Genomic DNA, 24,565 nt, shown 5'->3' with positions numbered 1-24,565 from the left:
AAATAAGCCTCGATTCAGGGTCAGTGTGCGACTCGCTCCTTCAACTGGGGAGGGTGTGTTGTTTGTTGTAAGAAACTACGTGACCATGTGCGGCACAATCGCCTGTGCCTTGGGCATTGGTTACTTGATGCAATATGGAACAGCTGCGCAGCCAAGCGATGCGCAGAACCAAATTGCTGCGGCTACACAAACAAATCAAACGTCGGTTCTGGCAGGGTTGGATAGCATCGTGCTGACCTCGGCCTCGGCAACCGCATCTGACACTGACACTGACGACGTGGCGGTTGCACCAAAAACGACCCGTGTCGAACCCCGAAAAAAGCCAGCACAGAAAGCCTGCAACCTAAGCGCCCGCGCTGTTGCCGTACCCGGCGCGCAGGCCCGCCTGACAATCAAATCTCCGTGCCGCGGCAATGAGCGGATCAGCATCCACCACAGCGGCCTGACCCTGACGCAGGTCACCGATAAAAGGGGCACGCTGAGCGTAACCATCCCGGCGCTGTCTGAATATGCGATCTTTCTGATCTCATTCCCGGATCAAACCGGGACCGTCGCCACGACCCATGTGCCTGATCTGCAGGAATATGATCGTGTGGCGCTGCAGTGGAAGGGCGACAAAGCGTTGCAAATTCACGCGTTAGAATTCGGAGCCAGTTATGGTGGCGAGGGGCACGTCTGGTCGAACAGCGCCACAGCAGGCGCTGGCAGTGTTGTCAGCCTGGGCCATTCGGGCCTGACAGATGCGCAAAACATCGAAGTGTATTCTTTCCCGGCGGGCCAGTCCCAGCAATCGGGAACCATCGACCTGACTGTCGAAGCGGAAGTGACCGAAAATAATTGCGGTCATACCCTGAACGTCCAGTCCATCGAACTGCGGGCCAACACAGGCCTACGGTCACGTGATCTGAGCCTGACTGTACCGGACTGCTCACAATTGGGCGAGTTTCTGGTGTTGAATAATCTGCTCCAAGACCTGACAATCGCGGCAAAGTAACCCGTAGGCAGGCTCGACTCTCTGATGACATTTTACCGTGTGGCAGTGGCCGCGCTGATTTCAGCAACACTTGGAACAGGTGCTGCGGCGCAGGACATCACGCTCACTTCGCATGACGGCCAAGTCGAAATCACGGGCGATCTACTGGGTTTTGATGGTGAATTCTACCGCGTCGATACACAATTCGGAGAGCTGACAGTTGATGGCTCAGGCGTCACCTGCGACGGTCCAGCCTGCCCCAATCTGACAGATTTCGTGGCCGAGGTTTGGTTCTCAGGCTCGTCGGTCATGGCCGAAACCGTGCTGCCCGCCCTGATCATTGGTTTTGCGCGGCAGGAGGGGCTGACCGCAACACCGAAACGGGTGGATGAACGCAGCTTTGCCTATGAACTGTTTCAGACCGGGCGAACAGCGCCACTGGCGCGATTGTTCTTTCGCGTTGGAAACACGGATCAAGGGTTTGCCGATCTGATCGCAAATGACGCCGACATCGTCATGGCCCTGCGCGAAATCCGCGATGCCGAACAGACCGCGGCGGCAGAGGCCGGGCTGGGCGATCTGACCCGCCCTCGCAGATCGCGGGTAATTGCCTTGGACGCCATGGTCCCGGTCGTTGCCCAGGACAACACTACCCGTCAGATTTCACCCGCCGATCTGGCACGTGTTTTGTCCGGTGACGTTACGAATTGGGCGGATCTGGGCGGCCCCGATGCACCAATTGCGCTGCATATGCCGGATGCGGGATCTGGTTTGGCCCAAGCGGTTGAAGATCAGCTGTTGGCCCCGGCAGGAGCGGCCCTGTCCTCCGATGCGATACGCCACGGGCGCAATGGCGATCTGGTACAGGCCGTCGCGCGAGACGCGTTTGCCATCGGGATTGCCAGTCATGCCTCGGCCGATACCACACGCGCATTGCCTTTGACCGGTGGGTGCGGGCATGCGCTCGCCGCATCACGCGACGCCATCAAGACCGAGGATTATCCGCTGACACTGCCGATGTTCCTCTACCTGCCCGAGCGCCGCCTCCCGCGGATCGCACGTCAATTGCTGGCCTATAGCTTGGGTGCTGATGCCCAATTGGCTATTAGGCAGGCCGGGTTTGTCGACCAGACACCGGAAAGAACGCGGATTGGTCTGCAGGGCGACCGGCTTTCCAACGCCATTATGTCCGGCGGGGTCGAGGTTGGGTTGGAAGAGGTTCAGCGCATGGTCGAAACCTTGCGCCCGATGGCGCGTCTGTCGCTGTCGGTTCGGTTCGAACCCGGGTCATCGCGGCCCGACGCCCAATCACGCTCGAATATCCAATATCTTGCTCAGGCGCTTGAAACCGGAACGCTGAACCCCCGCAAGGTGCTGTTTGTCGGATTCAGTGACGGGGATGGACCCGCCAGCACCAATGCCCGGATCGCCCTGCGGCGTGCGCAAACCGTTCGGAACTCGGTTCTCGGGGCTGTTGAGACCGAGATACCCGACAGTATCGAGATCGCCGTCGACGGGTTCGGCGAGGCGATGCCCATGGCCTGCGACGACACCGAATGGGGCCGCAAGGTGAACCGCCGTGTTGAAATCTGGGTCGAGTGACCAGCTAGAGGTATCCCTCGGACCGAAAACTCAACTCGGTCGACTTTCCGATGATGAGATGGTCATGCAGGGTCAGGCCCAGCGCAGTGCAGGCATCTTGAATGCGGTTGGTCATATCGATATCGGATTTTGATGGTGTCGGGTCGCCTGACGGGTGGTTATGCACCAAGATCAGCGCCGAGGCATTCAGTTCCAGCGCGCGCTTCGCCACCTCGCGCGGATAGACCGGTACGTGATCGACGGTGCCTTTGGCTTGTTCCTCATCTGCGATCAGCACGTTTTTGCGATCCAGATAGAAGACGCGAAACTGTTCGGTTTCCCGATGAGCCATGGTGGTATGGCAATAATCCAGCAGCGCTTCCCAGCCTGAGATCACATGCCGCTGCATCACCCGCGCGCGGGCCATACGATGGGCGCACGCCTCAAGGATTTTCAGGTCGGTGATCACCGTATCCCCAACACCCTTGATCTGCCGCAGCCGTTCTTCGGGCGCGGTCAGGACGCGGTTGAAATCCCCAAACGTATCCATCAGCGCCCGTGCCAAAGGTTTCACGTCTTGTCGGGGGATGGATCGGAACAGAACCAATTCCAGTAGTTCATAATCCGGCATCGCGGCAGAACCACCCGCCATGAACCGTTCGCGCAGCCGCTTGCGATGGTCTTTGATGTAGGAGGGTAACCGACCCGTCGGCAGCGGCTGCGCTGGCGCTTCGTCCGTATCGAACAGCATGGGGGCTTCGGCAAAGGCGTCCTGGGTCATGGGCCCCACCTTGGCGCAGAATCGGTTTCTGAATGGTTAACGCATCTCACCCGCCATACGCGCCGTGGCGCGGCGGACGACCATGTGCAGAACAATCGAAAACACGCCTAGCGTCAGCATTGCGGCAAACATCAGATCGGTCTTAGCGCGGCCATTGGCCAACAGCATCAGATAGCCCAAGCCTTGTGACGACCCGACCCATTCACCGATCACCGCCCCGATCGGTGCATAGACCGCCGCCAACCGCATCCCTGATGCCAGCGAAGGCAACGCCGCCGGTATTCGAATATGCCAGAGCACAGATCGTTTGCTGGCCTGCATGGTGCGCGCAAGGTCCAGATACCCGGACGGCGTGCGCATCAACCCGTCAAAGAAAGACGAGGTAATCGGGAAATAGATGATCAGCACCGCCATCGCGACCTTGGACCAAAGGCCATAGCCCAGCCACAGCGTCAGCAACGGGGCCAGCGCAAAGACCGGCAACGCCTGCGTGAACACCAGCATCGGCTGCACCAGCACACGTGCGGCGCGGGAATTGGCCAGTTGTAGCGCAGTGACCACGCCCAGAAGTGTGCCGCACGCCAGACCAATCATCACCTCGATAGCAGTGATCCAGGTGTGTTCGGCAATCAACCATCGGTTCTGCCACCAGGTCTCGGCCACAATCGCAGGGCCAGGCAAGATGAATTTCGGCAGGCCGGTGATCGAGACGATGGCTTGCCAGATCGCCACCGCGAACACTGTTGCTGCAAGGGCAGAGAGGTATTTCATGATGCCTCTCTCAACAGCTTGAGCAACGCTCCTTGGGTTTCCAGCGTCTCAAGGTCGTCAACATGACGCGGCGCCGGGGCCTGGGGTGGTGCGCAGGGAGTCAGACCATCCTGCGTCATAACGGTGATCGTTTGGCCCAGACGCGCGGCCTCCGCCGGATCATGAGTGACAAGCAGAACGGTGCGCCCCTGCAACACCTCAGCGGCCAGATCCTGCATATCGGCGCGGGTGCGGGCGTCGAGGGCCGAGAAAGGCTCATCCAAAAGTACGATAGGACGATCTTCCATCAACGTGCGGGCCAAGGCCACGCGCTGGCGCTGGCCGCCGGACAGTTCGGATGGTTTCTTGGTCATATGATCCTGCAAACGCATCCGTTCAATCAGACCGTCACGGCGATGTAGATCGGGTTTCTCACCCCGCAACCTTGCCCCCAATGACACGTTCTGCGCGACGTTCGCCCAAGGCAGCAGCAAATCGTCTTGCGCCATATAGGCGACACGATCCGGCACCGGCTGTCCGTCGCCTGCGATGATCTGACCAGTGAACACGGCCCCGGTTTCCAGTCCGGCAATCAGCCGCAGAACGGTGGTTTTGCCCACGCCCGATCCGCCCAGCAGACAAGTCCACGCCCCGGCCCCAAGGGTCAGGCTCAACGGCGCGAACAAAGGCGCGCCGTCGATGGAGGCCGTACCGCTGATGGTCAGATCGGGGGCTGGCGTCATGGCGTCAGGCCCATTTGCCAGAAATTAACCTCAAGCTGCGTTGCCATCTCAAAGGTCTTGCAGAGGTCAGCCCAGACCGGCAGCGCGGCATAGTCCGGGCCCAGGCGCCGAACCAAAGCGCCATCCATCAGCGCGCCGATGTCATGACAGTAGCTTTGATACTGATCACCTGCATAGGTATCGATCCAGGGGCGATAGGCCTCGGATGTTGCCTCTTGTGCCAAACGCACACCGATCTCGGCATAGCCAATGACGCAGGGCAACAGCGCGGCCAGCAGGTTCAGATAATCGCCTGAATAGCCGGATTCGAGCACAAAGCGGGTATAGGCGAGGTTTTCAGGCCGCTCAGACGTCGCCATCAGGTCCTCGCGGGAAATACCTGCGGCTTCACAAACGCCAACATGCAGCATCATCTCTTCATGCATCAGCCCGTTTACCGTTGCGACGGCCACCTGCATTTCCTCATGCGTCTGCGCCTTGACCACAGCCAATGCCCAGGCACGCGAGAAATGGGTGAGAAACACATAGTCCTGTCGCAGATAGTGCAAGAACGCGTCACGCGGTAGCGTCCCGTCCTTCAGGCCCTCGACGAAGGCATGGCGGGTGTACTCCCGCCACGGCCCTTGCGCCGCATCGCGCATCAGCGCAAAGGCGTTGCCATAAACTCTCATTGGGCGGTCACGTCGATTGTGATCTCGCTGACCGGGTTGACGCTGTCGATCATGCCGCTGTCCTTCAGGAACTGCTCGAACCGCGCATAACGACCCGCGTCAAAACCGGCAGGGCGCAATGCAAAGCGGGGCAGCGTGTCAACCCAAGCGCGCGCGTTCAACTCATCCTGCAGTTCGGGCGAAGTGGCGGCAAAGATCTCCCAGCTTTTTTCCGGGTTGTTGACGATGTATTGCGTCGCCTTTTCGGTCGCGGCCAGGAAACGCGCGATCTTGTCGGCATCCATCGTGTCGGGATTGGCGACATAAATCAGCTCATCATAGGGTGGCACACCCTCTTCCTCGATATAAAAACAGGTGCCAGGGACACCTTCGATTTCCATCTGGTTCAGCTCGAAATTGCGATAGGCACCAATGACGGCGTCCACCTGACCGGTCATCAATGACGGCGAGAGTGAAAAGTTCACGTTGATCAGCTCTACTTCATCAAGCGCAACGCCATATTTTCCCAGAACGGTGGTCAACACTGCTTCTTCCACACCGGCAACCGAGAAACCGATCTTCTTTCCTTTCAGATCAGCTGGCGACTTTATCGGTCCGTCTTCAAGCACCAGCAGGCAGTTCAAAGGGGTGGCAACCAGCGTACCGACGCGCTTTAGCGGCAGGCCTTCGTGGATCTGCAGGTGCAGCTGCGGCTGATAAGATACGGCCAGTTCGGCCTGACCTGCCGCCACCAGACGCGGGGGGGCTGAGGGGTCGGCAGGCGGAACGATCTCAACCTCCAGCCCCTGCTCGGCGAAATAGCCGTTTTCCTGCGCCACAATGATAGGCCCGTGGTCGGGGTTTACGAACCAGTCCAGCAGAACGGTCATCTTATCCTCGGCCCAGGCGGGCGCTGCGGCCAGCAAGGCAATAGCAGCGATCAGTTTCTTCATGTCTCGCGTTTCCTTTTCACTCACATGGTTGAGGCCGCGACGAGGACAATCTCGCCCGACCAATCCGGTTCAATCTGTTCAGCTGCGCGCCAGGCGCGCAGGCCGGTTGCACAGCACAGAGCTAATCTTTGGCCTTTATTAGACTCAGTTTTTAGTTGCTCGTCCGTCAGTCGGCGGGCCTGAGCGTGTATGGGCTCGGGCGCTTCATTCTGATTGCGCAGTTCGACAATCAGATCGTCCTGTTCCAGTTGCGAGGGCGCCAGAAAGGGGAAGAATTTTTCAGGTTCAGGCGCATCGTCAAAGCGGAAACCGGTGCTGCGCAGAGACCGGGCATTAAACTGTACCAACTGACCCAGGGGCGAGGGTTCAACCCCCAAAATCACCCCCAGCGCCATCTGCGCCTGCATCGCGCCGATCATCCCAACGACGGGACCCAGGACACCCGCCGTGGCGCAGCTGGCCCCGCTGTCCGGCGCATCCGGAAACACAGCCCGCAGCGAAGGCCCGCCACCGCAGAACCCGCCGACATAGCCGGACAAGCCCAGAACCGACGCGCTGATCAGCGGCTTTCCCTGCGCCAGACAGGCGTCCGACAGGGTATAGCTGGCGGCATAGCTGTCTGCGCAGTCCAGGATTACATCTGCCCTGGCGATGATTTCAGCGGCATTTCCACTTGTTAGAGCCTGTTTCTTGGCGTCAATTCCGATCTCAGAGTTCAGCGCACGACACCGATCCGCCGCAACCCGGGCCTTTGGCCGACCACAATCCGCCTCGGCAAACAATGTCTGCCGGTGAAGGTTCGACAGGGTGACACTGTCTGGGTCCAGAATTGTCAGGTGCCCGACACCTGCTCCGGCCAACAGCGGCAGAACCGGAGCCGCCAGCCCCCCCGCCCCAACCACCAAAACCCGCGCCGCAGACAGGCGTGCCTGACCTTCGGCGCCGACCTCAGGCAGGATCATCTGACGGGAATAGCGGCTCATCTGGTGGCCTCGATCCACTGGCGCACCCGCACCTCGGGGTCGGCATTCAGGGTGATGTCAGTAACGACCGAGACAATGTCGGCACCCGCCTCAAGCACGCCGGGCGCGCGTTCGACGCTCATACCGCCGATCCCGACCAGAGGGATATCGCCCACACGGGCCTTCCACTCGGTGACGCGCGGCAAGCCCTGCTGCTCCCACTTCATCTTTTTCAGGATCGTGGGGTACACCGGGCCGAGTGCCACATAGTCAGGGTCCATGCGCAGGACACGCTCCAACTCATCGTCGTCATGGGTCGAAACGCCCAGCTTTAGACCCGCTTTGCGGATCGCTTTCAAGTCGGCGTCGTCCAGATCTTCCTGCCCCAAGTGGATCCAATCGCAGCCCGCATCTATCGCGGCCTGCCAATAGTCGTTCACCACCAGAACCGCACCATGATCACGGCAAAGATCACGCGATGCCGCAATCTGAGCGCGCACGACATCGTCCGGCTGATCCTTTATACGCAGCTGTACCAGCTTGACGCCCAAAGGCAGCATGCGCTGCAGCCAGTTCGAGTGATCAAAGATGGGATAAAATCGGTCAAGGCTCATGATAGAAACGCCTTTCCAACAACGGGGGTTGAGGGTTCGGCCATGTCCCGCGCCTCGATCGGGTCGGCCTGATGAGCCAGTTGCCCTGCCTCGACCGCGCGCATCATGGCCCGCGCCATCTGAACAGGATCACCGGCCCGCGCCACGGCGGTGTTCAAAAGAACTGCGTCATAGCCCAGCTCCATCGCATGCGCGGCATGGCTGGGCAAACCGATCCCAGCGTCGATAACAAGCGGCACATCTGGAAACTCCGAACGCATCGCACGCAGGGCATATTCGTTGTTCAGCCCGCGCCCCGATCCAATCGGCGCGCCCCAGGGCATCAGAACCTCGCACCCGGCTTCAAGCAAGCGTTCACCCACGATCAGGTCGTCGGTTGTGTAAGGGAAGACCTCGAACCCGTCCTCGGTCAGGATACGCGCGGCTTCGACAAGTTGAAACACATCCGGCTGCAGGCTGTCAGTGTGACCGATCAGCTCAAGCTTGATCCACTTCGTCTCGAACACCTCACGCGCCATGTGGGCAGTGGTTACCGCCTCTTTCACCGTGTGGCACCCAGCTGTGTTGGGCAACACCAGCACACCCAAATCGCGGATCATCTGCCAGAAGGTCTGCCCCGCTCCAGATTCACGCCGCAATGACACCGTTGCCACAGCCGCGCCGCTTTTGCGGAACGCTTGTTCCAATATGGCGGGACTGGGATACTGCGCAGTGCCCAGCATCAACGGGTTGGGTAGCCCAACCCCATAAAAGCGTTTCATCCCTAACCCCCTTGCATGGGTGACAGAATCTCGACCCGATCATTGTCGTTCAAAGCATGGGCAATGCGCAGGCTGGAAGGCACGAATTCCTCATTCACTGCCGTTGCGACGCGGCCTGAGAATCCGCATTCTTGCAGCAGGTCCGATAAGGTTTGGGCACACACGTCGCGTGGCTCGCCATTAAGCACGATCTTCATCGACCATCTCCGAATGTTTGTTCTCAAGCGCCAGATCGGCCACGCCCTGTGCCAGAGCAGGGGCCAGCAAATAGCCGTGGCGGTAAAGCCCGTTGGCATAGATCGTCCCGCCCAAACGCCGAATGCGTGGCAGGTTATCAGGGAAAGCCGGGCGCAGATCGACGCCGATTTCCAATACCTCAGCTTCACCAAAGGCGGGGTTCAGCGCGTATGCGGCACTCAGCAGTTCCAGCATCGACCGGGCGGTGATCCGGCTGCTGTCTTCGCTTTCGATCATCGTTGCGCCCAGCATGTAGATGCCGTCCCCGCGCGGCACGATGTAAAGCGGTATGCGTGGATGCAGCAGGCGCACCGGGCGCGTCAAGGTCACATCCGGGCACCGCACGACCAACATCTCGCCCTTTACGCCGCGTAGATCAGGCAAAGCATCCCGCGCCTGAAGACCCCGGCAGTCAATTGCATTCTCCAGCTGCGCCGGCGCGGGCTTGTGATGAAACACCACGCCTCGGTCGTTCAGGTTCTGATATAAATCACTCAGCGCTTTCCGGGGATCAAGATGCGCCTCTTGTTCAAAGTACAACCCTTTGCTGAATCCATACAAATCAGGCTCTAATTGGGCTATTTTTGCCTTGTCTACCTCACAAAATGCCTCCGTCCGGCGCGCGAAACGCCGTAAGTCAGGCACATCCCGAGTGCTCGCAACGATTAACGTACCACACCGGTTCACGCCGGTACGATCCGCCCACCACGCGATAGCCTCTTGGCCCAGTCGCAGAACCGGTTCTTCGGCGTTTTCATATTCACACCAGGGCGCTAACATGCCCCCTGCCCACCAGGAACAACCATGCGGGCCGGGCGGGCCTTTGGGATCGTACACCTGCACCTTCGCCCCACGTGCGGTCAACTCGCTGGCAACGGACAGCCCCGCCACACCGGCCCCTATGACGGACCAGATCATCACGCAGACCACATCCGGTGGAAGTGATGCACCGGACCGTGGCCCGCTCCAATCTTTAGTGTATCTGCCTGAGCAATCGCACCCTGCAAATAGTCATGCGCCAGGCCCACTGCCTCGGTCAAAGACAGACTTTTAGCCAAACCGGCAGCAATTGAAGACGACAGCGTGCAGCCAGTTCCATGCGTGTTCTTTGTATTTTGCCGTGGCGCCTGAAATTCGGCAATCACACCCGTTTGGTCGATCAGCAGATCGTGGCAGATATCACCCTCGCCATGACCGCCCTTCATCAAAACCGCCCCCGCACCCAGCGCGCACAGCGCTTTGCCCTGAGCAGCCATCTCTGCGGGTGTAGCCGCGCTGCGCTGATCAAGCAGACACGCCGCCTCGGGCAGATTCGGGGTCAGGATCGTCGCGCGCGGCAGCAGAACCTCACGCAAGATCTGAACCGCCTCTAGCGCCAACAAAGCATCACCGGATTTTGCCACCATTACTGGGTCCAGTACGACAGGGCCGCCAAACCCTGCGATCCCTTCAGCAACAGTCCGAATGATCTCGGGCGTTGCCAACATACCGATCTTGATGGCCCGAACATCCAAATCGCTCAACACGGCGTCGATCTGAGCGGTGATCACATCCAGCGGAATACCATGCACAGCCGTTACAGCCTGCGTGTTTTGCGCGGTGACCGCGGTGATTACGCTAGAGCCAAACACGCCCAATGCCGACATCGCCTTGAGATCGGCCTGAATCCCCGCGCCGCCGCCGCTGTCGGATCCTGCAATAGTCAAAGCAATTGGTACCACGTCGTTGCTCCACTTACTTGGGCAACCGGGCATGGAAAACGTCTGTTTGCGCTAGACCGTTCCCTCCGCCGGTATTGCCCGGATCAGGTTCGATGGGTTGACGCGCGCGCCTCTCAGCCCTGCAATCAGGGCACCCCAACGGTTGATCAGGACAATCTCAGGGCAGGCCACAGAAATCAAGCATCAATCGGCGGGTCATATGTCCACATCCGACAAGGAAATAAGACCAATTGACGTTGAATTCATGCGAGGCTCTGCCTCGCGCTCCGGGATATTTCTGGCCAGATGAAGCAGGGGATCCAAACTTCATCTGGCTCTAAATATCCCGGGGGAGACGCCCGCAAGGCGGCGGGGGCAGAGCCCCCTAAATGCACAAAGGCCCCCCAGTTTGGAACGGCTCATTTTCTGCTTTAGCTTTTCATGCCGTCCCAGAAGGACTTGACGGATGAGAAAAAGCTTTTTGATTCCGGATGGTTATCCTCACCAAGATCGTCAAACTCACGCAAAAGCTCTTTCTGGCGGCTTGTCAGATTGACCGGGGTCTCCACCGCCAGTTCGATGAACATGTCCCCGACACCGCCGCCGCGTAGCGCTGGCATGCCCTTGCCACGCAGGCGCATCTGGCGACCTGACTGGCTGCCCGCCGGGATTTGCACCCGACCTCGACCGCCGTCAATTGTCGGAACTTCGATCGATCCGCCCAGCGCGGCTTTGGCCATGCTGACCGGGACGCGGCAGTAGAGGTTTACGCTGTCACGCTCGAACAATTTGTGATCGGAGACTTCGACAAAGATATAGAGATCACCCGGGGGACCACCGCGCATGCCAGCCTCGCCTTCACCCGCCAGACGAATGCGGGTTCCGGTTTCGACACCAGCGGGGATGTTCACCGACAGGGCGCGTTCTTTTTCCACCCGGCCTGAGCCGCTACAGACCTTACACGGGTTTTTGATGATCTGACCCAGGCCGGAACAGGTAGGGCATGTGCGTTCAACGGTAAAGAACCCTTGCTGAGCGCGCACTTTACCCATGCCGGAACAGGTGGGGCAGGTTACAGGCTCGGCGCCGCCCTCGGCCCCGGTTCCGTCACAAGACGAACAGGCAACAGCGGCAGGTACGTTGATGGTTTTTTGCAGGCCTGCATAGGCCTCTTCCAGCGTTACGCGCAGGTTGTAACGCAAGTCGGAGCCGCGTGCCGCGCGTCGGCCACCGCCGCCACCCCGCTGGCCACCCATGAAATCGCCGAACAGATCGTCGAACACATCAGAAAATGCGTTCGAGAAATCGCCCTGTCCAAAGCCACCGCCAGGTCGACCGCCACCTCCCATGCCGTTTTCAAAGGCAGCATGGCCGAACCGGTCGTAAGCGGCTTTGCGTTCAGCGTCCTTCAGCACGTCATAGGCTTCGTTCGCTTCTTTGAACTGCGCCTCAGCATCCGGGTTGTCCTTGTTGCGGTCGGGATGCAATTCCTTGGCTTTCTTGCGAAAACCCTTTTTAATTTCGTCCGCCGATGCGCCCTTGGACACGCCGAGCACATCGTAATAGTCGCGTTTTGACATCAGTGTTTCCTTCTGCCTCAACGTAATCGGGCCGGCCCGATGACCGGACCGGCCCGAATTGGCCCGGTTACCCGTTATTTACGCTTGTCGTCGTCCAGATCTTCGAACTCGGCGTCGACGATGTCATCATCGGCAGGTGCTTCATCTGCCGCGGCAGGCTCGTCCTCGCCTTCTTCAGCTTGCGCCTTGTAGATGGCTTCACCTAGCTTCATGGCCGCTTCAGTAACGTTCTGGATGCCGGACTTGATCTTGTCAGCATTTTCAGTTTCCAGCTCGTCCTTCAGTGCGGCAATCGCCAACTCGATGGCTTCGATGGTGGTCGGGTCGACCTTGTCTGCATGCTCTTCCATCGACTTCTCGGTCGAGTGGATCAAGCTTTCCGCCTGGTTCTTGGCGTCGACCAGCTCGCGGCGTTCCTTATCAGCTTCCGCGTTCTCTTCGGCGTCCTTGACCATCTTGTCGATATCTTCATCCGACAGACCACCCGAGGCCTGGATGGTGATCTTCTGCTCTTTTCCAGTGCCTTTGTCCTTGGCGGAAACCGAGACAATGCCGTTGGCATCGATGTCGAAGGTCACCTCGATCTGGGGCATGCCGCGCGGTGCGGGCGGGATGTCTTCGAGGTTGAATTGACCCAGGATCTTGTTGTCCGCGGCCATTTCACGTTCACCCTGGAACACGCGGATGGTCACGGCGTTCTGGTTGTCCTCGGCGGTCGAGAAGACCTGAGACTTCTTGGTCGGAATGGTCGTATTGCGGTCGATCAGACGAGTGAACACGCCACCCAGCGTCTCGATGCCCAACGATAGCGGGGTCACGTCCAGCAGAACCACATCTTTGACATCGCCCTGCAGAACACCGGCCTGAATGGCAGCGCCCATGGCAACCACTTCGTCCGGGTTCACGCCTTTGTGGGGCTCTTTGCCAAAGAATTTGGTGACCTCTTCGATCACTTTCGGCATCCGGGTCATACCACCGACCAGAACAACTTCGTCCACGTCAGCAGCCGACAGACCAGCATCTTTCAGAGCAGCGGCGCATGGCTTCATCGACTTCTTGATCAGGTCCGCAACCAGCGATTCCAGCTTGGCACGGGTCAGTTTCATGACCATGTGCAGTGGCTGACCATTCGAGCCCATCGATATGAACGGCTGATTGATCTCGGTCTGCGAGGTCGAGGACAGCTCGATCTTGGCTTTCTCAGCGGCTTCTTTCAGACGCTGCAGGGCCATTTTGTCGCTGGACAGATCGACACCGTGTTCCTTTTTGAACTCATCCGCCAGGTAGTTGACGATCCGCATGTCAAAGTCTTCACCACCCAGGAAGGTGTCGCCATTGGTCGACTTAACCTCGAACAGGCCGTCGTCGATTTCCAAAATGGTCACGTCGAAGGTACCACCACCAAGGTCATAGACCGCGATGGTTTGGGTTTCTTCCTTGTCCAGGCCATAGGCGAGCGCGGCAGCTGTCGGTTCGTTGATGATCCGCAGGACTTCCAGACCGGCGATCTTGCCGGCGTCCTTAGTGGCCTGACGCTGGGCGTCATTGAAATAGGCCGGAACGGTGATGACGGCTTGCGTGACTTCCTCACCCAGATAGCTCTCGGCAGTTTCCTTCATCTTGCCCAGAGTGAAGGCCGAGATTTGGCTTGGAGAGTACTTTTCACCGCGGGCTTCCACCCAGGCGTCGCCATTTCCGCCATCAACGATGGCATAGGGCACCATTTTCTTGTCTTTTTCGACTTCGGCATCATCCACACGACGACCGATCAGGCGCTTGACGCCAAAGATCGTGTTGTCGGGGTTAGTGACCGCCTGACGTTTTGCAGGCTGACCGACCAGACGCTCTTCTTCGGTGAAGGCGACGATCGAGGGCGTGGTCCGCGCCCCTTCGGCGTTTTCGATGACCTTCGGCTGCGAGCCATCCATGATGGCCACACACGAGTTTGTGGTTCCAAGGTCAATCCCGATTACTTTTCCCATTTTTGCAATCCCTTTCTCTTCAAGGCGATGTCCCGAGGGCCGGACCCGTTATGGCATCCTGTCCCCGATCTGATGTGCGCGACAGCACTACACCATCGCGCGTCCCGGCGTATATAAGGTCCGGACCAATGGCCTGCAAGCACTCAGAATCGCAGGTTTTCGGGAATCTGCGGCCTTTTTGGGCAAGGATTTGGTAACGAATGGGGAATCGGGGATGACACGGCTGCTTTTGCGGGGGTTCGATATCAGGAAGGGGCATCTGGACGGTGTCGATCAGACCCGACTGATCGACGCATTGCGCCCGATTCTGAAAGCCGCACCTCTGGTGCGGCCCGTGACACCGTCTGGCAAGGAGATGTCGGTGCGTATGACCTCGGCCGGGGCGCTGGGTTGGGTCACTGACAGGTCAGGCTATCGGTATCAGGATCACCACCCCAAAGGTGGAAAATGGCCCAAGATACCCGAACCCATCCTGACCGTCTGGCACGATCTGGTCAGCCCCGAACGTGAACCCGATTGCTGCCTGATCAATTACTATGACAACAGCGCCAAAATGGGCCTGCATCAGGACAAGGACGAGGCGGATTTCTCTTGGCCGGTCCTTTCAATCTCGCTGGGGGATGACGCCCTGTTTCGCATCGGCAATGCAACGCGCGGCGGCAAGACTGAATCTGTTTGGTTAAGCTCTGGCGATGTGGTGATCATGGGCGGCCCGGCCCGGCTGACCTATCACGGCATTGATCGGATCAGGCCCGGATCATCCCGTTTGTTACCAAAGGGCGGACGGATCAACCTGACCCTGCGCGTGGCGCGTTAGCGGCGGGCATCCCAGCTTTGGGACATATGTTTGCGGGAAAAGAACTCGCCTAACAATCCGATCATCAACAGCGCGATCCCAACCCAAAAGGCGTATTCCCAGCTTGTGTTGCGGGGATAATAATTTCGGAACACGAACCCACGACACTGATCAATAAGGTGAAACAACGGGTTCCAGGCAAACATCATCAGGATTGCCCCGCCCAGCGCGTTGGCGACGAACATCTTACCAGAAAAGACCATATTCATGCGTCGGTACACATTGCTGAGCATCATCGATGTTGTCGGAAACCACGGCTTGAGTGCCATGAAAACCAAGCCCACGGCACATCCGGTAAACCAGGCCAGGATCAACATTCCAAAGGCGCCGCCTGGGTGCTGTATCTCTAGCGGTGCAACGGCCACGCTGTAGATAAACAAGATGACCAAGATTGACATCATTTGCTTATAAAGCGTGCCGAACGCAGCGGCCAAAATCATGACCATCGCATTCATCGGCGAGTGCTGCATCATCGGATTGTTCTTGCCGCCCAGTTTCGCAACACTACCCACCGACTGGGTATGAACCATGAATAAAAAGATACCCGACAAGAGATACAGGATGAACTCACCCCTGATCTTGGCAACCCGTGCACCCATGAATGACATAATCAGATAAAACACCATCGCCATCAGAACGATCTGCACAATGTTGATCAAGATCGCGATCACGGCATTTGAGTGTTGCGTTCGCACGTCGCGCACCACGCCGTGGAACACCAGTTCTGCGGTGGTAAAGGCGCTGCCCAGCAACGATTGACTGCGCTTGAAATAAAACACGCGAGGGGTCTTTCCTGTTTTGTTGCCCTCAAACTGGCACGAATACCTTGCCGTTCGGTAACCGGCGCATCATAAGTCCGTCAGAGATTTGGATCAACAAACCATGTAAACGGAGCATTTTTGTGACCTACGATGCGCTTATCCCCGTCATCCGACGTCTGGCCCTGGAAGCTGGCGACAAGATCATGGAGATCTACCAGGCGGATGATTTCGACGTGAAGGTCAAATCAGATGAAAGCCCCGTGACCGAGGCGGACGAAGCCGCCGACGCCTTGATTTCCAAAGGGCTGCGCGCAGCCTTCCCGGATATCTTGCTGGTTACCGAAGAACAGGCAGCGTCGCATTTGACCAAAGGGGATACCTTCCTGATCGTTGATCCGTTGGATGGTACCAAGGAATTCATCAACCGCCGTGGTGATTTCACCGTCAATATTGCGTTGGTTGAAAACGGCGTTCCCACACGCGGCGTTGTCTATGCTCCGGCGCGCAGTCGGATGTTCTATACGCAGGCTGATGGGCAGGCGGTGGAAGAAACCGGCAAATTGGACAAAGCTCAACCCGGTGAGGTCACGCCGATCTCGGTCTCAGACCCAGACAATTCCGCGCTTTTGGTGGTGGCATCAAAATCCCACCGGGATCAGGCGACGGATGACTACATCAACAAATACCAGGTGCAGGACAGCAAAAGCGCGGGATCGTCGCTGAAATTCTGCCTGGTGGCCACGGGTGAGGCGGATATCTACCCGCGCGTTGGTCGCACCATGGAATGGGACACCGCAGCCGGCCATGCAGTTCTGTCAGGCGCGGGCGGTCAGGTGGTCCGGTTCGACGATCATACCCCGCTGACCTATGGCAAGGACGGTTATGCGAACCCGTTCTTCATCGCCTACGCTCCGGGTGTAGAGCTGAAAGACGCCTGATGTCTGTTCTGATCGCCATCCCGGCCCGCTATGCCTCGACCCGATATCCCGGCAAACCTTTGGTGCCGCTGACCGGTGCAACCGGTCAGGCGATGACGCTGATCGAACGATCCTGGCGCGCCGCCTGTTCGGTTTCGGGCGTGGACAAGGTGGTCGTGGCCACCGACGATGAGCGCATCCGCACCGCCGCCGAAGGGTTCGGGGCCGAGGTCGTCATGACGTCGGAAACCTGCCAGAACGGCACCGAACGCTGTGCCGAGGCACATGCGGTCCTGGGCGGCGGGTACGACATCATCGTCAACCTGCAAGGTGATGCGCCCCTGACCCCGCAGTGGTTTGTCGAAGACCTGATCACCGGCCTGCGCGCAGCACCTGATGCCGGCGTGGCGACCCCGGTTCTGCGCTGTGACGGCGGTGCCCTGAACAGCCTGTTGAACGACCGCAAACAGGGGCGCGTTGGCGGCACCACGGCGGTGTTCGCCCAAGACCACAGCGCGATGTATTTCTCGAAAGAAGTCGTTCCTTTCACCTCGGACACATTTTCTGGCGATGCGCCAACTCCGGTTTATCACCACGTGGGTGTCTATGCCTATCGGCCGGACGCCCTGGCCGCCTATCCTGGCTGGCCAACGGGCCCGCTGGAACAGTTGGAAGGTCTGGAACAGCTGCGCTTCATGGAAAATGGGCGCAAAGTGCTGTGTGTCGAGGTTGAAGCCAAAGGTCGCCAATTCTGGGAGCTGAACAACCCCGAGGACGTGCCCAAAATCGAAGAGATGATGGCCGCTATGGGGCTGGAGTGACCTCTTTTCCCCCTGACCCCAAACTCAAGATGGCGTAGGAACGCCCAACCCTGACACCATGGATCGCACATGAAAACTGTTCTTGTCACCGGTGGCGCTGGCTATATCGGATCCCATGCTTGCAAGGCGTTGTCGCAGGCGGGGTATGTTCCCGTGACCTATGACAACCTGATCACAGGCTGGCAGGATGCAGTCAAGTTCGGGCCGTTCGAACAAGGCGACCTGCTGGATCGCACCCGTTTGGATGAGGTGTTCGCCAAATACCAGCCAGGCGCCGTGATGCATTTCGCCGCGCTTAGCCAGGTGGGCGAGGCGATGGCGGAACCGGGCAAATACTGGTCCAACAACGTGACCGGCTCCCTGAACTTGATCGAGGCTGCGGTCGCGGCGGGATGTCTGGATTTTGTGTTCTCATCGACCTGTGCCACCTATGGCGAGCATGACAATGTGGTTCTGGATGAGACCACATCACAGCACCCGCTGAACGCTTATGGCGCTTCAAAACGCGCTATCGAAGATATCTTACGCGATTTCGAGGCCGCCCATGGCCTGCGCCATGTGATCTTCCGCTATTTTAATGTGGCAGGCGCAGACCCGGAAGGTGAGGTGGGCGAGTTCCACCGCCCTGAGACGCATCTTGTACCTTTGATGCTAGATGCAATCGACGGCAAACGGGACGGTCTGACCGTGTTCGGCACGGATTACGATACGCCGGACGGCACCTGCATCCGCGATTATGTCCACGTCTGCGATCTGGTCGACGCCCATGTGCTAGGGTTGAACTGGCTGGAACAGGACAAGGGCAGTCAGGTCTTCAACCTGGGCACCGGATCGGGCTTTTCGGTTCTTGAGGTGATCGAGCATTCCAAAGCAGTGACCAACCGAGCCGTGCCTTACACGGTCGGAGCCCGCCGCGAGGGCGATTGCACCAAGTTGGTTTCAGGCTCAGTCCGCGCCGAAGCCGAACTGGGCTGGAAGCCCAAAAGATCAACGTTAGAGACGATGATTGCCGATGCCTGGCGTTGGCATCAGAACGGACATTACGACCAATGAGGCGGGATTGAGCGGCGCTTCGCCGCAGACCCTGCCCCGGATTGGATGGGCTGACGCGTACCGCCTGCGCTGGAAACGTCGCCGCCTGTTGCTGCGATCCTGGCGCAGCCGCCATCAACTGACCAGTCTGAACAATCAGACCTCTAAAATCAAACCCGGCAACATCCTGGCGGTTACCACGCTGCGCAATGAAATCACCCGGATCCCGTGGTTTCTGCACCATTATCGGCAGTTGGGCGTTGATCACTTTCTGATCGTCGACAATGGCAGCGACGATCGCTCGACCGAATTGCTGCTGGATCAGCATGATGTCTCGCTCTGGCAAACCCATGCGAGCTATCGCGCGTCTCGCTATGGGCTGGACTGGCTGACCTTGCTGCAAATGCGATACGGCCATGGGCATTGGTGCCTGATGGTCGATGCGGATGAGCTGTTGATCTACGCCCATCACGAGACACAGACCCTGCATGATCTGACCGCATGGCTTGACCAGAACCAGCACCGGGCCTTTGGAGCACTGATGCTGGACCTTTATCCAAAAGGTGCACTGGGGGATCAGAGCTATGACCCAACAACCGACCCAACAACCGTGTTGAACTGGTTCGACGCAGCCCCCTATCGCGCCCAGCACCAAAGCCCTATGGGTAATCTTTGGGTTCAGGGCGGGGCGCGTGAGCGCATGTTTTTTGCAAAAACGCGCCAACGGTCACCAACACTCAACAAGATTCCTCTGGTGCGCTGGTGCCGACGTTATGCCTATGTGAATTCTTGCCACTCAGCCCTGCCGCGGCAACTGAACGCGGCCTATGACGGGCCCGGCGGGGAGGCACCTTCTGGCGTTTTGCTGCACACCAAGTTCCTGCCTGAAATCATCGAGAAATCTCAGATCGAAAAACAGCGCCGCCAGCACTTTCACGACCCCGATCAGTTCGGGTCGTACTATGATGGGATCATTGATGGCCCAACCCTTTGGACAAAGCAATCGGCGCCATTTGAAGGGTGGGAACAGCTCGAAACATTGGGGTTAATGAATGCCGGAGGATGGCAGCCATGACGAATACATACACATATATGTCATGTTTTCTGCTAACCGGTTCTAAATCCATTGCCCTGCAATATGCAAAGATGACATAACTTAGCATAATCCCGGCCCTTTTTTGAAAAGGGGCGGTGAATGCTCGCGTCACAATAAGGGTAGGCTAAACGCGTGAGCCTGTTGGATTCGTATCGGATGAGATTGCGGCGCAAGCGCCGTATTTTGCGCTGTCTGCGCCGTCGACGCGAGCTTGAACCCGCCAGCAACAACACCGCCGCTATTCGGCGCAACGATATCCTGTTGATGAGCGTTGTGCGCAACGAAAAAATCCGCCTGCCGTATTTTCTGGAATACTACCGCAAGCTGGGCATCGATCACTTTCTGTTTGTCGACAATGACAGCGATGACGGCAGCTTCGAATTCCTTCGGGCACAGCCGGATGTCTCGGTCTGGCGTACAAGAACCAGCTATAAGCGCGCAGGGTTTGGGCTGGATTGGTCGAACTACCTGCTGCGCAAATATGCCCATAAACACTGGGTTCTGACCGTCGACCCGGATGAATTCTTTATCTACCCGTTCTGCGATACCCGCCCGATCCGGGCCCTGACCGATTGGCTGGATGGCAGTGCTGTGCGCAGTTTCGGCACCATGCTGATTGATATGTACCCCCAAGGCCCCGTCGAGGATGAACCCTATCACGAAGGGCAGGACCCGTTCGAGATTGCGCGCTGGTTCGATGCGGGCAACTACATGATCACCAAGAACCCCGAATACAATAACCTCTGGATTCAAGGCGGCGCGCGGGCGCGTGTGTTCTTTGGCGACAATCCCTCAAAGGCGCCGGCATTGAACAAAATCCCCCTGGTGAAATGGGACCGGCGCTATGTCTATGTCAGCTCGACCCATTCCTTGCTGCCACGAGGCCTGAACCAAGTCTACGATGAATGGGGCGGTGAAAAGACCAGCGGCGCGCTGCTGCATGCCAAGCTTATCAATAGGCTAGGCGATAAGGCCCGCGAAGAATTGCAGCGCGGGCAGCATTATCGCGGATCAGGCGAATACAAGGCCTATGCCGAACAACTGGATGAAAAGCCGGTGTTCTGGTGCGATTTTTCGGAAACCTATATCAATTGGCGACAGCTTGAAATTCTGGGCCTCATGTCAAAAGGAAACTGGGCATGAGCTCTCTGGGCGTCGTTATGCTGGTTCACACAGCCCTGGATCGCGCCGAACAGGTGGCGCGGCATTGGACCGATGCAGGCTGTCCCGTTGTGATCCATGTGGACCTGAAGGTCCCGGACCACGTATATTCGGAATTCGCTGCCTCTTGCGCCGACGACCCCCTGATCGCGTTTTCCAAACGTCACAAATGCGACTGGGGCGGCTGGGGCATCGTCGCAGGAACGCAAGCGGCCTCTGAACAGATGTTGGAACAGTTTCCGGATGTGCGGCATGTGTTTCTGTCCTCCGGGTCCTGCCTACCCCTGCGCCCGGTGCAGGAGCTTGTAAGCTACCTGTCCGATCGCCCCCGTGTGGACTTCATTGAAAGTGCAACCACCGCTGATGTCAGCTGGACCATTGGCGGGTTGGATCATGAACGTTTCACGCTGCGTTTTCCGTTTTCCTGGCGCAAACATCGGAAACTATTCGATACCTATGTCAGGCTGCAGCGCGCCCTGGGGCTGCGCCGCCAAATTCCCGATGGCCTGATGCCCCATATGGGCAGCCAGTGGTGGTGCCTGACCCGCCAGACACTCTCTGCGATTCTTCAGGACCCGAAACGTAAAACCTATGATCGTTATTTCAGGCATGTCTGGATACCGGATGAAAGCTATTTTCAGACCTTGGCACGGCTCTATTCGACCCATATCGAAAGTCGCTCGCTGACGTTGTCGAAATTCGACTATCAGGGGCGTCCGCACATCTTCTATGACGACCACCTGCAATTGCTCCGCCGCTCTGATTGCTTTGTGGCACGCAAGATCTGGTGGCGCGCAGATCGTTTGTATCAAACCTTTCTCACAGATCAGTCCGGCGCAATGCGACCGGCAGAGCCCAACCCCGGCAAGATCGACCGGGTCTTTGCCAAAGCGGTCGAGCGTCGAACCCATGGTCGCGATGGGCTGTACATGCAAAGCCGCTTTCCCAAACATGGCAGCGAGAACGGCCTGACCTCATCGGCTTACTCGATGTTTCAGGGTTTCACCGATTTATTCGAGGATTTCGAGATCTGGCTAGAGGCCGCGACGGGTGCCCGGGTGCATGGTCATCTGTTTGGCCCTGATCGTGCCGAATTTTCCAAGGGCCAGACCATCACCAATGGTGCGTTGAGCGACGACGCGACATTGCGCGATTACAATCCCACAGCGTTTCTGTCGAATCTGGTCTGGAATACACGCGGTGAGCGCCAATGCTTTCAATTCGGGCCGAACGACACCCAAGACATCAACTGGTTCATGGCACGGGATCGAAATGCGCAAATCTCGGTCATTACCGGTGCCTGGGCGATTCCGCTGTTCCGATCAAACCTGAACTTCGCCGATATCAGGTCCGAGGCCGCACGCCTGCAACAGATTGAAACCAAGCAGATTGAGGTTCTGACCTCGGTCTGGACCAAGGCCAATGTGCGCAGCTGGACCTTGTCGGACTTTGTCGAAGCGCCAATGGAACCGCTACAAACCATCATTGATGAAATCGGCACCCAGATGCCCAGCCACCTGACCGAAGCGCCCACAATGGTCGATCTGTCCGGCTTTGGTCAGTTTCTGCAGAACCTGAAAAACCAGGGAATGCACCCGAAACTGATGGGTGATTTCCCTGCGGATGACGTGTTTGGAACCCAGACCAAACCGTTCCGAAAGCCCTATCTGGTTCAGTGATGGCCGATGACCCGACCGTTTGACTACTTCGTTATACTGGCCGCCATGCGCACGGGTTCGAACCTGCTCGAGGCCAATCTGAACGTGCTGGATAGCATCACCTGCCATGGCGAAGCCTTCAATCCGCATTTCATCGGTCGCGTCAAAGCGCAGGATGTGCTGGGCATAACTCTGGAACAAAGGGATAAGGATCCCGCACAGTTGATTGAGGCGATGCGCTCTGACCCCAATGCGTTGAACGGCTTCCGTTATTTTCAGGACCATGATCCCAGAGTGCTGGAACCGGCCCTGAACGATCCACGTTGTGCCAAAATCATCCTGACCCGCAATCCGCTGGACAGCTATCTGTCGCTCAAGATCGTGCTCGAAACCAAGCAGTGGCAGCTAAAGAACATCAAACGACGGCTTGAGGCCCAAGTTGTCTTCGACGGGCCCGAGTTCTCTGACTATCTGGATCAACACTATGGGTTTCAGTCCCGTCTGCGCACCCATATACAACGCACCAGTCAGACCGCGTTCTACATTGATTACAAAGACCTGACCGATCTGAGCATTCTGAACGGCCTCGCCGCCTGGCTGGGGGTTTCGTCAAGGCTAGGCCAATTGGATGACCGACTGAAACCACAAAACCCGGCACCAGCTGTATCGAAAGTCACCAACCCGGACGAAATGCAAAAAGCACTATCCGGGCTGGACCTGCTGTCCATTACGCGCAGCCCGAATTTTGAACCCAAGCGCGATCCTGCGATGGATAGATACATCATCGCGGCCAAAACACCGCTGATTTACATGCCCCTGCGTAGTGGTGTCGATCCGGTTGTGCAGCAGTGGGTGGCCGCACTGGACGGTGTGGATGCCGGTGCATTGCACACAAATCTGACCCCCGATGCGATCCTCGATTGGATGCGATCTTCGCCCGGTCACCGCAAATTCACGGTGCTACGCCATCCCCTGGCACGTGCCCACAGTGCGTTCTGCACTCATATCCTGAACAAAGGGCCGGAGTGTTTTGAGGACATCCGCACCCTGTTACGCAATCGGTTCAAGCTGCCAATCCCGGGGCAGGTACGCGAAAAGAATTACTCCCAAGATCAGCACTATGAGGCATTTTCCGCCTTCCTGACCTTTCTGCGCCACAACCTTGCAGGCCAAACCCCAATCCGCGTGGATGCAAGCTGGTGCACCCAGGCACAAGCACTGGAGGGGATATCGACCTTCGCCATGCCTGACCTGATCCTGCGCGAGGATGAGCTGGCAACCGCCCTACCCGATCTGGCGCGAAACATGGGTCATGACAATCCGCCAACGCCGCAGGACAGCGCAGGGGAAACACCGTTTTCTCTGCATCAAATCTGTGATGACAGGTTGCAGGCGCTGGCGGTCGAAACCTACCAGCGCGACTTTGATCAGTTCGGGTTTGACAAATGGCGCCCGGTCAGGCCCGCAGGGTGATCAAAGTACCCCGATTGACCATCGCGTAGATCTCTTCCATCTCGTCATTCTTGACCGCGATACAGCCTGCCGTCCAATCCGGCGTCTTTTTCGCACGCTTGAATTCAGACCGCAGGTTCGGCTGACCGTGGATAAAGATATCCCCGCCCGGATCGACCCCGGCAGCTTTGGCCTTGGCGATATCAGCCGAGTTTGGATAGGAAATACCCAAGGACAGATGATACCGGCTGCGTGGGTTGCGGCGGTCGATCAGATATGTCCCTTCGGGTGTCCGGCCATCACCACGCCGGGTTTTGGTGCCCCTCGGCGCAAAGCCCAGATCAACTTCATATTCCCGAAGTATCTGTTCGTTGTGCAGAAGATACAGCTTCCGCGCACCCTTGTTGACAACCAAAGAGGTCACTTCGGGCCCGTTGTAAGATAGAATTCTAGGGCTGGCTGAGGCACAAGCCGAAAGGCTTAACGTTGCCATCGCACCCAATCCAAATGCTCGACGATCCATGTTTCACTGCCTGCTACTCTG

At 58.1% G+C, this 24,565-nt stretch carries 25 protein-coding genes and 1 riboswitch; of the genes, 10 read left to right on the top strand and 15 right to left on the bottom strand.

Going from position 1 to position 24,565, the window contains the following annotated elements; translation table 11 throughout:
• Positions 1 to 58 precede the first annotated feature (58 nt).
• Together AC2FGE_RS17205 and AC2FGE_RS17200 are read left to right on the top strand one after the other, a co-directional pair.
• Positions 59 to 994 (top strand): hypothetical protein, encoded by a 936-nt coding sequence (locus AC2FGE_RS17205; RefSeq protein ID WP_496820480.1) that lies wholly within the window; start codon positions 59 to 61, stop codon positions 992 to 994.
• A 24-nt stretch (positions 995 to 1,018) separates the two neighbouring features.
• Positions 1,019 to 2,575 carry a phosphate ABC transporter substrate-binding/OmpA family protein gene (locus AC2FGE_RS17200; protein ID WP_496820478.1) on the top strand — a complete coding sequence of 519 codons (1,557 nt, stop codon included), beginning with the start codon at positions 1,019 to 1,021 and terminating at the stop codon, positions 2,573 to 2,575.
• 4 nt (positions 2,576 to 2,579) lie between these two features.
• Here the strand turns inward: AC2FGE_RS17200 and radC are convergent, their stop codons facing one another.
• The 13 genes from radC to dnaK all read right to left on the bottom strand — a co-directional run bounded on the left by radC (position 2,580) and on the right by dnaK (position 14,267).
• Positions 2,580 to 3,335: a RadC family protein gene (gene radC / locus AC2FGE_RS17195; protein ID WP_496820477.1), complete on the bottom strand. Its 756-nt coding sequence runs from the start codon at positions 3,333 to 3,335 to the stop codon at positions 2,580 to 2,582.
• A 36-nt stretch (positions 3,336 to 3,371) separates the two neighbouring features.
• Positions 3,372 to 4,106 (bottom strand): ABC transporter permease, encoded by a 735-nt coding sequence (locus tag AC2FGE_RS17190; RefSeq protein WP_496820476.1) that lies wholly within the window; start codon positions 4,104 to 4,106, stop codon positions 3,372 to 3,374.
• A complete protein-coding gene (locus AC2FGE_RS17185; protein WP_496820475.1) occupies positions 4,103 to 4,828 on the bottom strand; it encodes an ABC transporter ATP-binding protein in 726 nt (241 codons plus the stop codon). The genes AC2FGE_RS17190 and AC2FGE_RS17185 overlap by 4 nt, the downstream gene beginning before the upstream one ends.
• Positions 4,825 to 5,499: a thiaminase II gene (gene tenA, locus AC2FGE_RS17180; protein WP_496820474.1), complete on the bottom strand. Its 675-nt coding sequence runs from the start codon at positions 5,497 to 5,499 to the stop codon at positions 4,825 to 4,827. The genes AC2FGE_RS17185 and tenA overlap by 4 nt, the downstream gene beginning before the upstream one ends.
• Positions 5,496 to 6,431 carry an ABC transporter substrate-binding protein gene (locus AC2FGE_RS17175; protein ID WP_496820473.1) on the bottom strand — a complete coding sequence of 312 codons (936 nt, stop codon included), beginning with the start codon at positions 6,429 to 6,431 and terminating at the stop codon, positions 5,496 to 5,498. The genes tenA and AC2FGE_RS17175 overlap by 4 nt, the downstream gene beginning before the upstream one ends.
• Before the next feature lie 20 nt (positions 6,432 to 6,451).
• Positions 6,452 to 7,414, bottom strand: coding sequence for a HesA/MoeB/ThiF family protein (locus tag AC2FGE_RS17170; RefSeq protein ID WP_496820472.1), 963 nt, complete (start codon positions 7,412 to 7,414; stop codon positions 6,452 to 6,454).
• On the bottom strand, positions 7,411 to 8,007 hold the full coding sequence (locus AC2FGE_RS17165) for a thiamine phosphate synthase (RefSeq protein ID WP_496820471.1): 597 nt from the start codon (positions 8,005 to 8,007) through the stop codon (positions 7,411 to 7,413). Before AC2FGE_RS17165 ends, AC2FGE_RS17170 begins: the two co-directional genes overlap by 4 nt.
• Positions 8,004 to 8,768, bottom strand: coding sequence for a thiazole synthase (locus tag AC2FGE_RS17160; RefSeq protein WP_496820470.1), 765 nt, complete (start codon positions 8,766 to 8,768; stop codon positions 8,004 to 8,006). The genes AC2FGE_RS17165 and AC2FGE_RS17160 overlap by 4 nt, the downstream gene beginning before the upstream one ends.
• Positions 8,769 to 8,770: 2 nt before the next feature.
• Complete coding sequence (thiS, locus tag AC2FGE_RS17155) at positions 8,771 to 8,965, bottom strand: sulfur carrier protein ThiS (protein WP_496820468.1); 195 nt, start codon at positions 8,963 to 8,965, stop codon at positions 8,771 to 8,773.
• Positions 8,949 to 9,926, bottom strand: coding sequence for an FAD-dependent oxidoreductase (locus AC2FGE_RS17150; RefSeq protein ID WP_496820467.1), 978 nt, complete (start codon positions 9,924 to 9,926; stop codon positions 8,949 to 8,951). The genes thiS and AC2FGE_RS17150 overlap by 17 nt, the downstream gene beginning before the upstream one ends.
• Complete coding sequence (gene thiD / locus AC2FGE_RS17145; protein WP_496820466.1) at positions 9,923 to 10,726, bottom strand: bifunctional hydroxymethylpyrimidine kinase/phosphomethylpyrimidine kinase; 804 nt, start codon at positions 10,724 to 10,726, stop codon at positions 9,923 to 9,925. Before thiD ends, AC2FGE_RS17150 begins: the two co-directional genes overlap by 4 nt.
• 43 nt (positions 10,727 to 10,769) lie before the next feature.
• Positions 10,770 to 10,874, bottom strand: a riboswitch (TPP riboswitch).
• A gap of 262 nt (positions 10,875 to 11,136) precedes the next feature.
• Positions 11,137 to 12,285 (bottom strand): molecular chaperone DnaJ, encoded by a 1,149-nt coding sequence (gene dnaJ, locus AC2FGE_RS17140; RefSeq protein ID WP_496820465.1) that lies wholly within the window; start codon positions 12,283 to 12,285, stop codon positions 11,137 to 11,139.
• A 74-nt stretch (positions 12,286 to 12,359) separates the two neighbouring features.
• Positions 12,360 to 14,267, bottom strand: coding sequence for a molecular chaperone DnaK (dnaK, locus tag AC2FGE_RS17135; RefSeq protein ID WP_496820464.1), 1,908 nt, complete (start codon positions 14,265 to 14,267; stop codon positions 12,360 to 12,362).
• 214 nt (positions 14,268 to 14,481) lie between these two features.
• Between dnaK and AC2FGE_RS17130 the strand changes: the two genes are divergently transcribed.
• Positions 14,482 to 15,084 (top strand): alpha-ketoglutarate-dependent dioxygenase AlkB family protein, encoded by a 603-nt coding sequence (locus AC2FGE_RS17130; protein ID WP_496820462.1) that lies wholly within the window; start codon positions 14,482 to 14,484, stop codon positions 15,082 to 15,084.
• Here AC2FGE_RS17130 and AC2FGE_RS17125 read toward each other — a convergent pair.
• Positions 15,081 to 15,902, bottom strand: coding sequence for an ABC transporter permease (locus AC2FGE_RS17125; protein WP_496820461.1), 822 nt, complete (start codon positions 15,900 to 15,902; stop codon positions 15,081 to 15,083). The two genes, AC2FGE_RS17130 and AC2FGE_RS17125, sit on opposite strands and share 4 nt — an antisense overlap.
• 122 nt (positions 15,903 to 16,024) lie before the next feature.
• Here AC2FGE_RS17125 and cysQ point away from each other — a divergent pair, with 122 nt between their 5' ends.
• From cysQ to AC2FGE_RS17090, 7 genes are all read left to right on the top strand, one after another.
• Positions 16,025 to 16,822 carry a 3'(2'),5'-bisphosphate nucleotidase CysQ gene (gene cysQ, locus AC2FGE_RS17120; RefSeq protein ID WP_496820460.1) on the top strand — a complete coding sequence of 266 codons (798 nt, stop codon included), beginning with the start codon at positions 16,025 to 16,027 and terminating at the stop codon, positions 16,820 to 16,822.
• Positions 16,822 to 17,622 (top strand): 3-deoxy-manno-octulosonate cytidylyltransferase family protein, encoded by an 801-nt coding sequence (locus AC2FGE_RS17115; protein WP_496820458.1) that lies wholly within the window; start codon positions 16,822 to 16,824, stop codon positions 17,620 to 17,622. Before cysQ ends, AC2FGE_RS17115 begins: the two co-directional genes overlap by 1 nt.
• Positions 17,623 to 17,691: 69 nt before the next feature.
• Positions 17,692 to 18,675, top strand: coding sequence for a UDP-glucose 4-epimerase GalE (gene galE, locus AC2FGE_RS17110; RefSeq protein ID WP_496820457.1), 984 nt, complete (start codon positions 17,692 to 17,694; stop codon positions 18,673 to 18,675).
• A gap of 7 nt (positions 18,676 to 18,682) precedes the next feature.
• The gene (locus AC2FGE_RS17105) at positions 18,683 to 19,729 is read left to right on the top strand and encodes a glycosyltransferase family 2 protein (RefSeq protein WP_496820456.1); all 1,047 of its coding nucleotides are present in this window, start codon (positions 18,683 to 18,685) and stop codon (positions 19,727 to 19,729) included.
• 177 nt (positions 19,730 to 19,906) lie between these two features.
• A complete protein-coding gene (locus tag AC2FGE_RS17100) occupies positions 19,907 to 20,893 on the top strand; it encodes a glycosyltransferase family 2 protein (protein ID WP_496820455.1) in 987 nt (328 codons plus the stop codon).
• Entirely contained in the window at positions 20,890 to 22,590 is a 1,701-nt protein-coding gene (locus AC2FGE_RS17095) for a DUF5927 domain-containing protein (protein WP_496820453.1), read from the top strand. Before AC2FGE_RS17100 ends, AC2FGE_RS17095 begins: the two co-directional genes overlap by 4 nt.
• A gap of 6 nt (positions 22,591 to 22,596) precedes the next feature.
• Entirely contained in the window at positions 22,597 to 24,042 is a 1,446-nt protein-coding gene (locus tag AC2FGE_RS17090; protein WP_496820452.1) for a sulfotransferase family 2 domain-containing protein, read from the top strand.
• Here the strand turns inward: AC2FGE_RS17090 and AC2FGE_RS17085 are convergent.
• The gene (locus AC2FGE_RS17085) at positions 24,026 to 24,544 is read right to left on the bottom strand and encodes a L,D-transpeptidase family protein (RefSeq protein WP_496820451.1); all 519 of its coding nucleotides are present in this window, start codon (positions 24,542 to 24,544) and stop codon (positions 24,026 to 24,028) included. The genes AC2FGE_RS17090 and AC2FGE_RS17085 overlap by 17 nt on opposite strands.
• Positions 24,545 to 24,565: the final 21 nt, after the last annotated feature.

This window comes from Ruegeria sp. YTSA075 (assembly GCF_059610245.1).
This window is presented reverse-complemented; position numbering and strand designations above follow the sequence as displayed.

Bases quoted from the DNA above. Each gene is read 5' to 3' on its own strand.
- AC2FGE_RS17200 (WP_496820478.1), top strand. From the start codon at position 1,019: ATGACATTTTACCGTGTGGCAGTGGCCGCGCTGATTTCAGCAACACTT.
- radC (WP_496820477.1), bottom strand. From the start codon at position 3,335: ATGACCCAGGACGCCTTTGCCGAAGCCCCCATGCTGTTCGATACGGAC.
- AC2FGE_RS17190 (WP_496820476.1), bottom strand. From the start codon at position 4,106: ATGAAATACCTCTCTGCCCTTGCAGCAACAGTGTTCGCGGTGGCGATC.
- AC2FGE_RS17185 (WP_496820475.1), bottom strand. From the start codon at position 4,828: ATGACGCCAGCCCCCGATCTGACCATCAGCGGTACGGCCTCCATCGAC.
- tenA (WP_496820474.1), bottom strand. From the start codon at position 5,499: ATGAGAGTTTATGGCAACGCCTTTGCGCTGATGCGCGATGCGGCGCAA.
- AC2FGE_RS17175 (WP_496820473.1), bottom strand. From the start codon at position 6,431: ATGAAGAAACTGATCGCTGCTATTGCCTTGCTGGCCGCAGCGCCCGCC.
- AC2FGE_RS17170 (WP_496820472.1), bottom strand. From the start codon at position 7,414: ATGAGCCGCTATTCCCGTCAGATGATCCTGCCTGAGGTCGGCGCCGAA.
- AC2FGE_RS17165 (WP_496820471.1), bottom strand. From the start codon at position 8,007: ATGAGCCTTGACCGATTTTATCCCATCTTTGATCACTCGAACTGGCTG.
- AC2FGE_RS17160 (WP_496820470.1), bottom strand. From the start codon at position 8,768: ATGAAACGCTTTTATGGGGTTGGGCTACCCAACCCGTTGATGCTGGGC.
- thiS (WP_496820468.1), bottom strand. From the start codon at position 8,965: ATGAAGATCGTGCTTAATGGCGAGCCACGCGACGTGTGTGCCCAAACC.
- dnaJ (WP_496820465.1), bottom strand. From the start codon at position 12,285: ATGTCAAAACGCGACTATTACGATGTGCTCGGCGTGTCCAAGGGCGCA.
- dnaK (WP_496820464.1), bottom strand. From the start codon at position 14,267: ATGGGAAAAGTAATCGGGATTGACCTTGGAACCACAAACTCGTGTGTG.
- AC2FGE_RS17130 (WP_496820462.1), top strand. From the start codon at position 14,482: ATGACACGGCTGCTTTTGCGGGGGTTCGATATCAGGAAGGGGCATCTG.
- AC2FGE_RS17115 (WP_496820458.1), top strand. From the start codon at position 16,822: ATGTCTGTTCTGATCGCCATCCCGGCCCGCTATGCCTCGACCCGATAT.
- galE (WP_496820457.1), top strand. From the start codon at position 17,692: ATGAAAACTGTTCTTGTCACCGGTGGCGCTGGCTATATCGGATCCCAT.
- AC2FGE_RS17100 (WP_496820455.1), top strand. From the start codon at position 19,907: ATGAGATTGCGGCGCAAGCGCCGTATTTTGCGCTGTCTGCGCCGTCGA.
- AC2FGE_RS17095 (WP_496820453.1), top strand. From the start codon at position 20,890: ATGAGCTCTCTGGGCGTCGTTATGCTGGTTCACACAGCCCTGGATCGC.
- AC2FGE_RS17090 (WP_496820452.1), top strand. From the start codon at position 22,597: ATGACCCGACCGTTTGACTACTTCGTTATACTGGCCGCCATGCGCACG.
- AC2FGE_RS17085 (WP_496820451.1), bottom strand. From the start codon at position 24,544: ATGGATCGTCGAGCATTTGGATTGGGTGCGATGGCAACGTTAAGCCTT.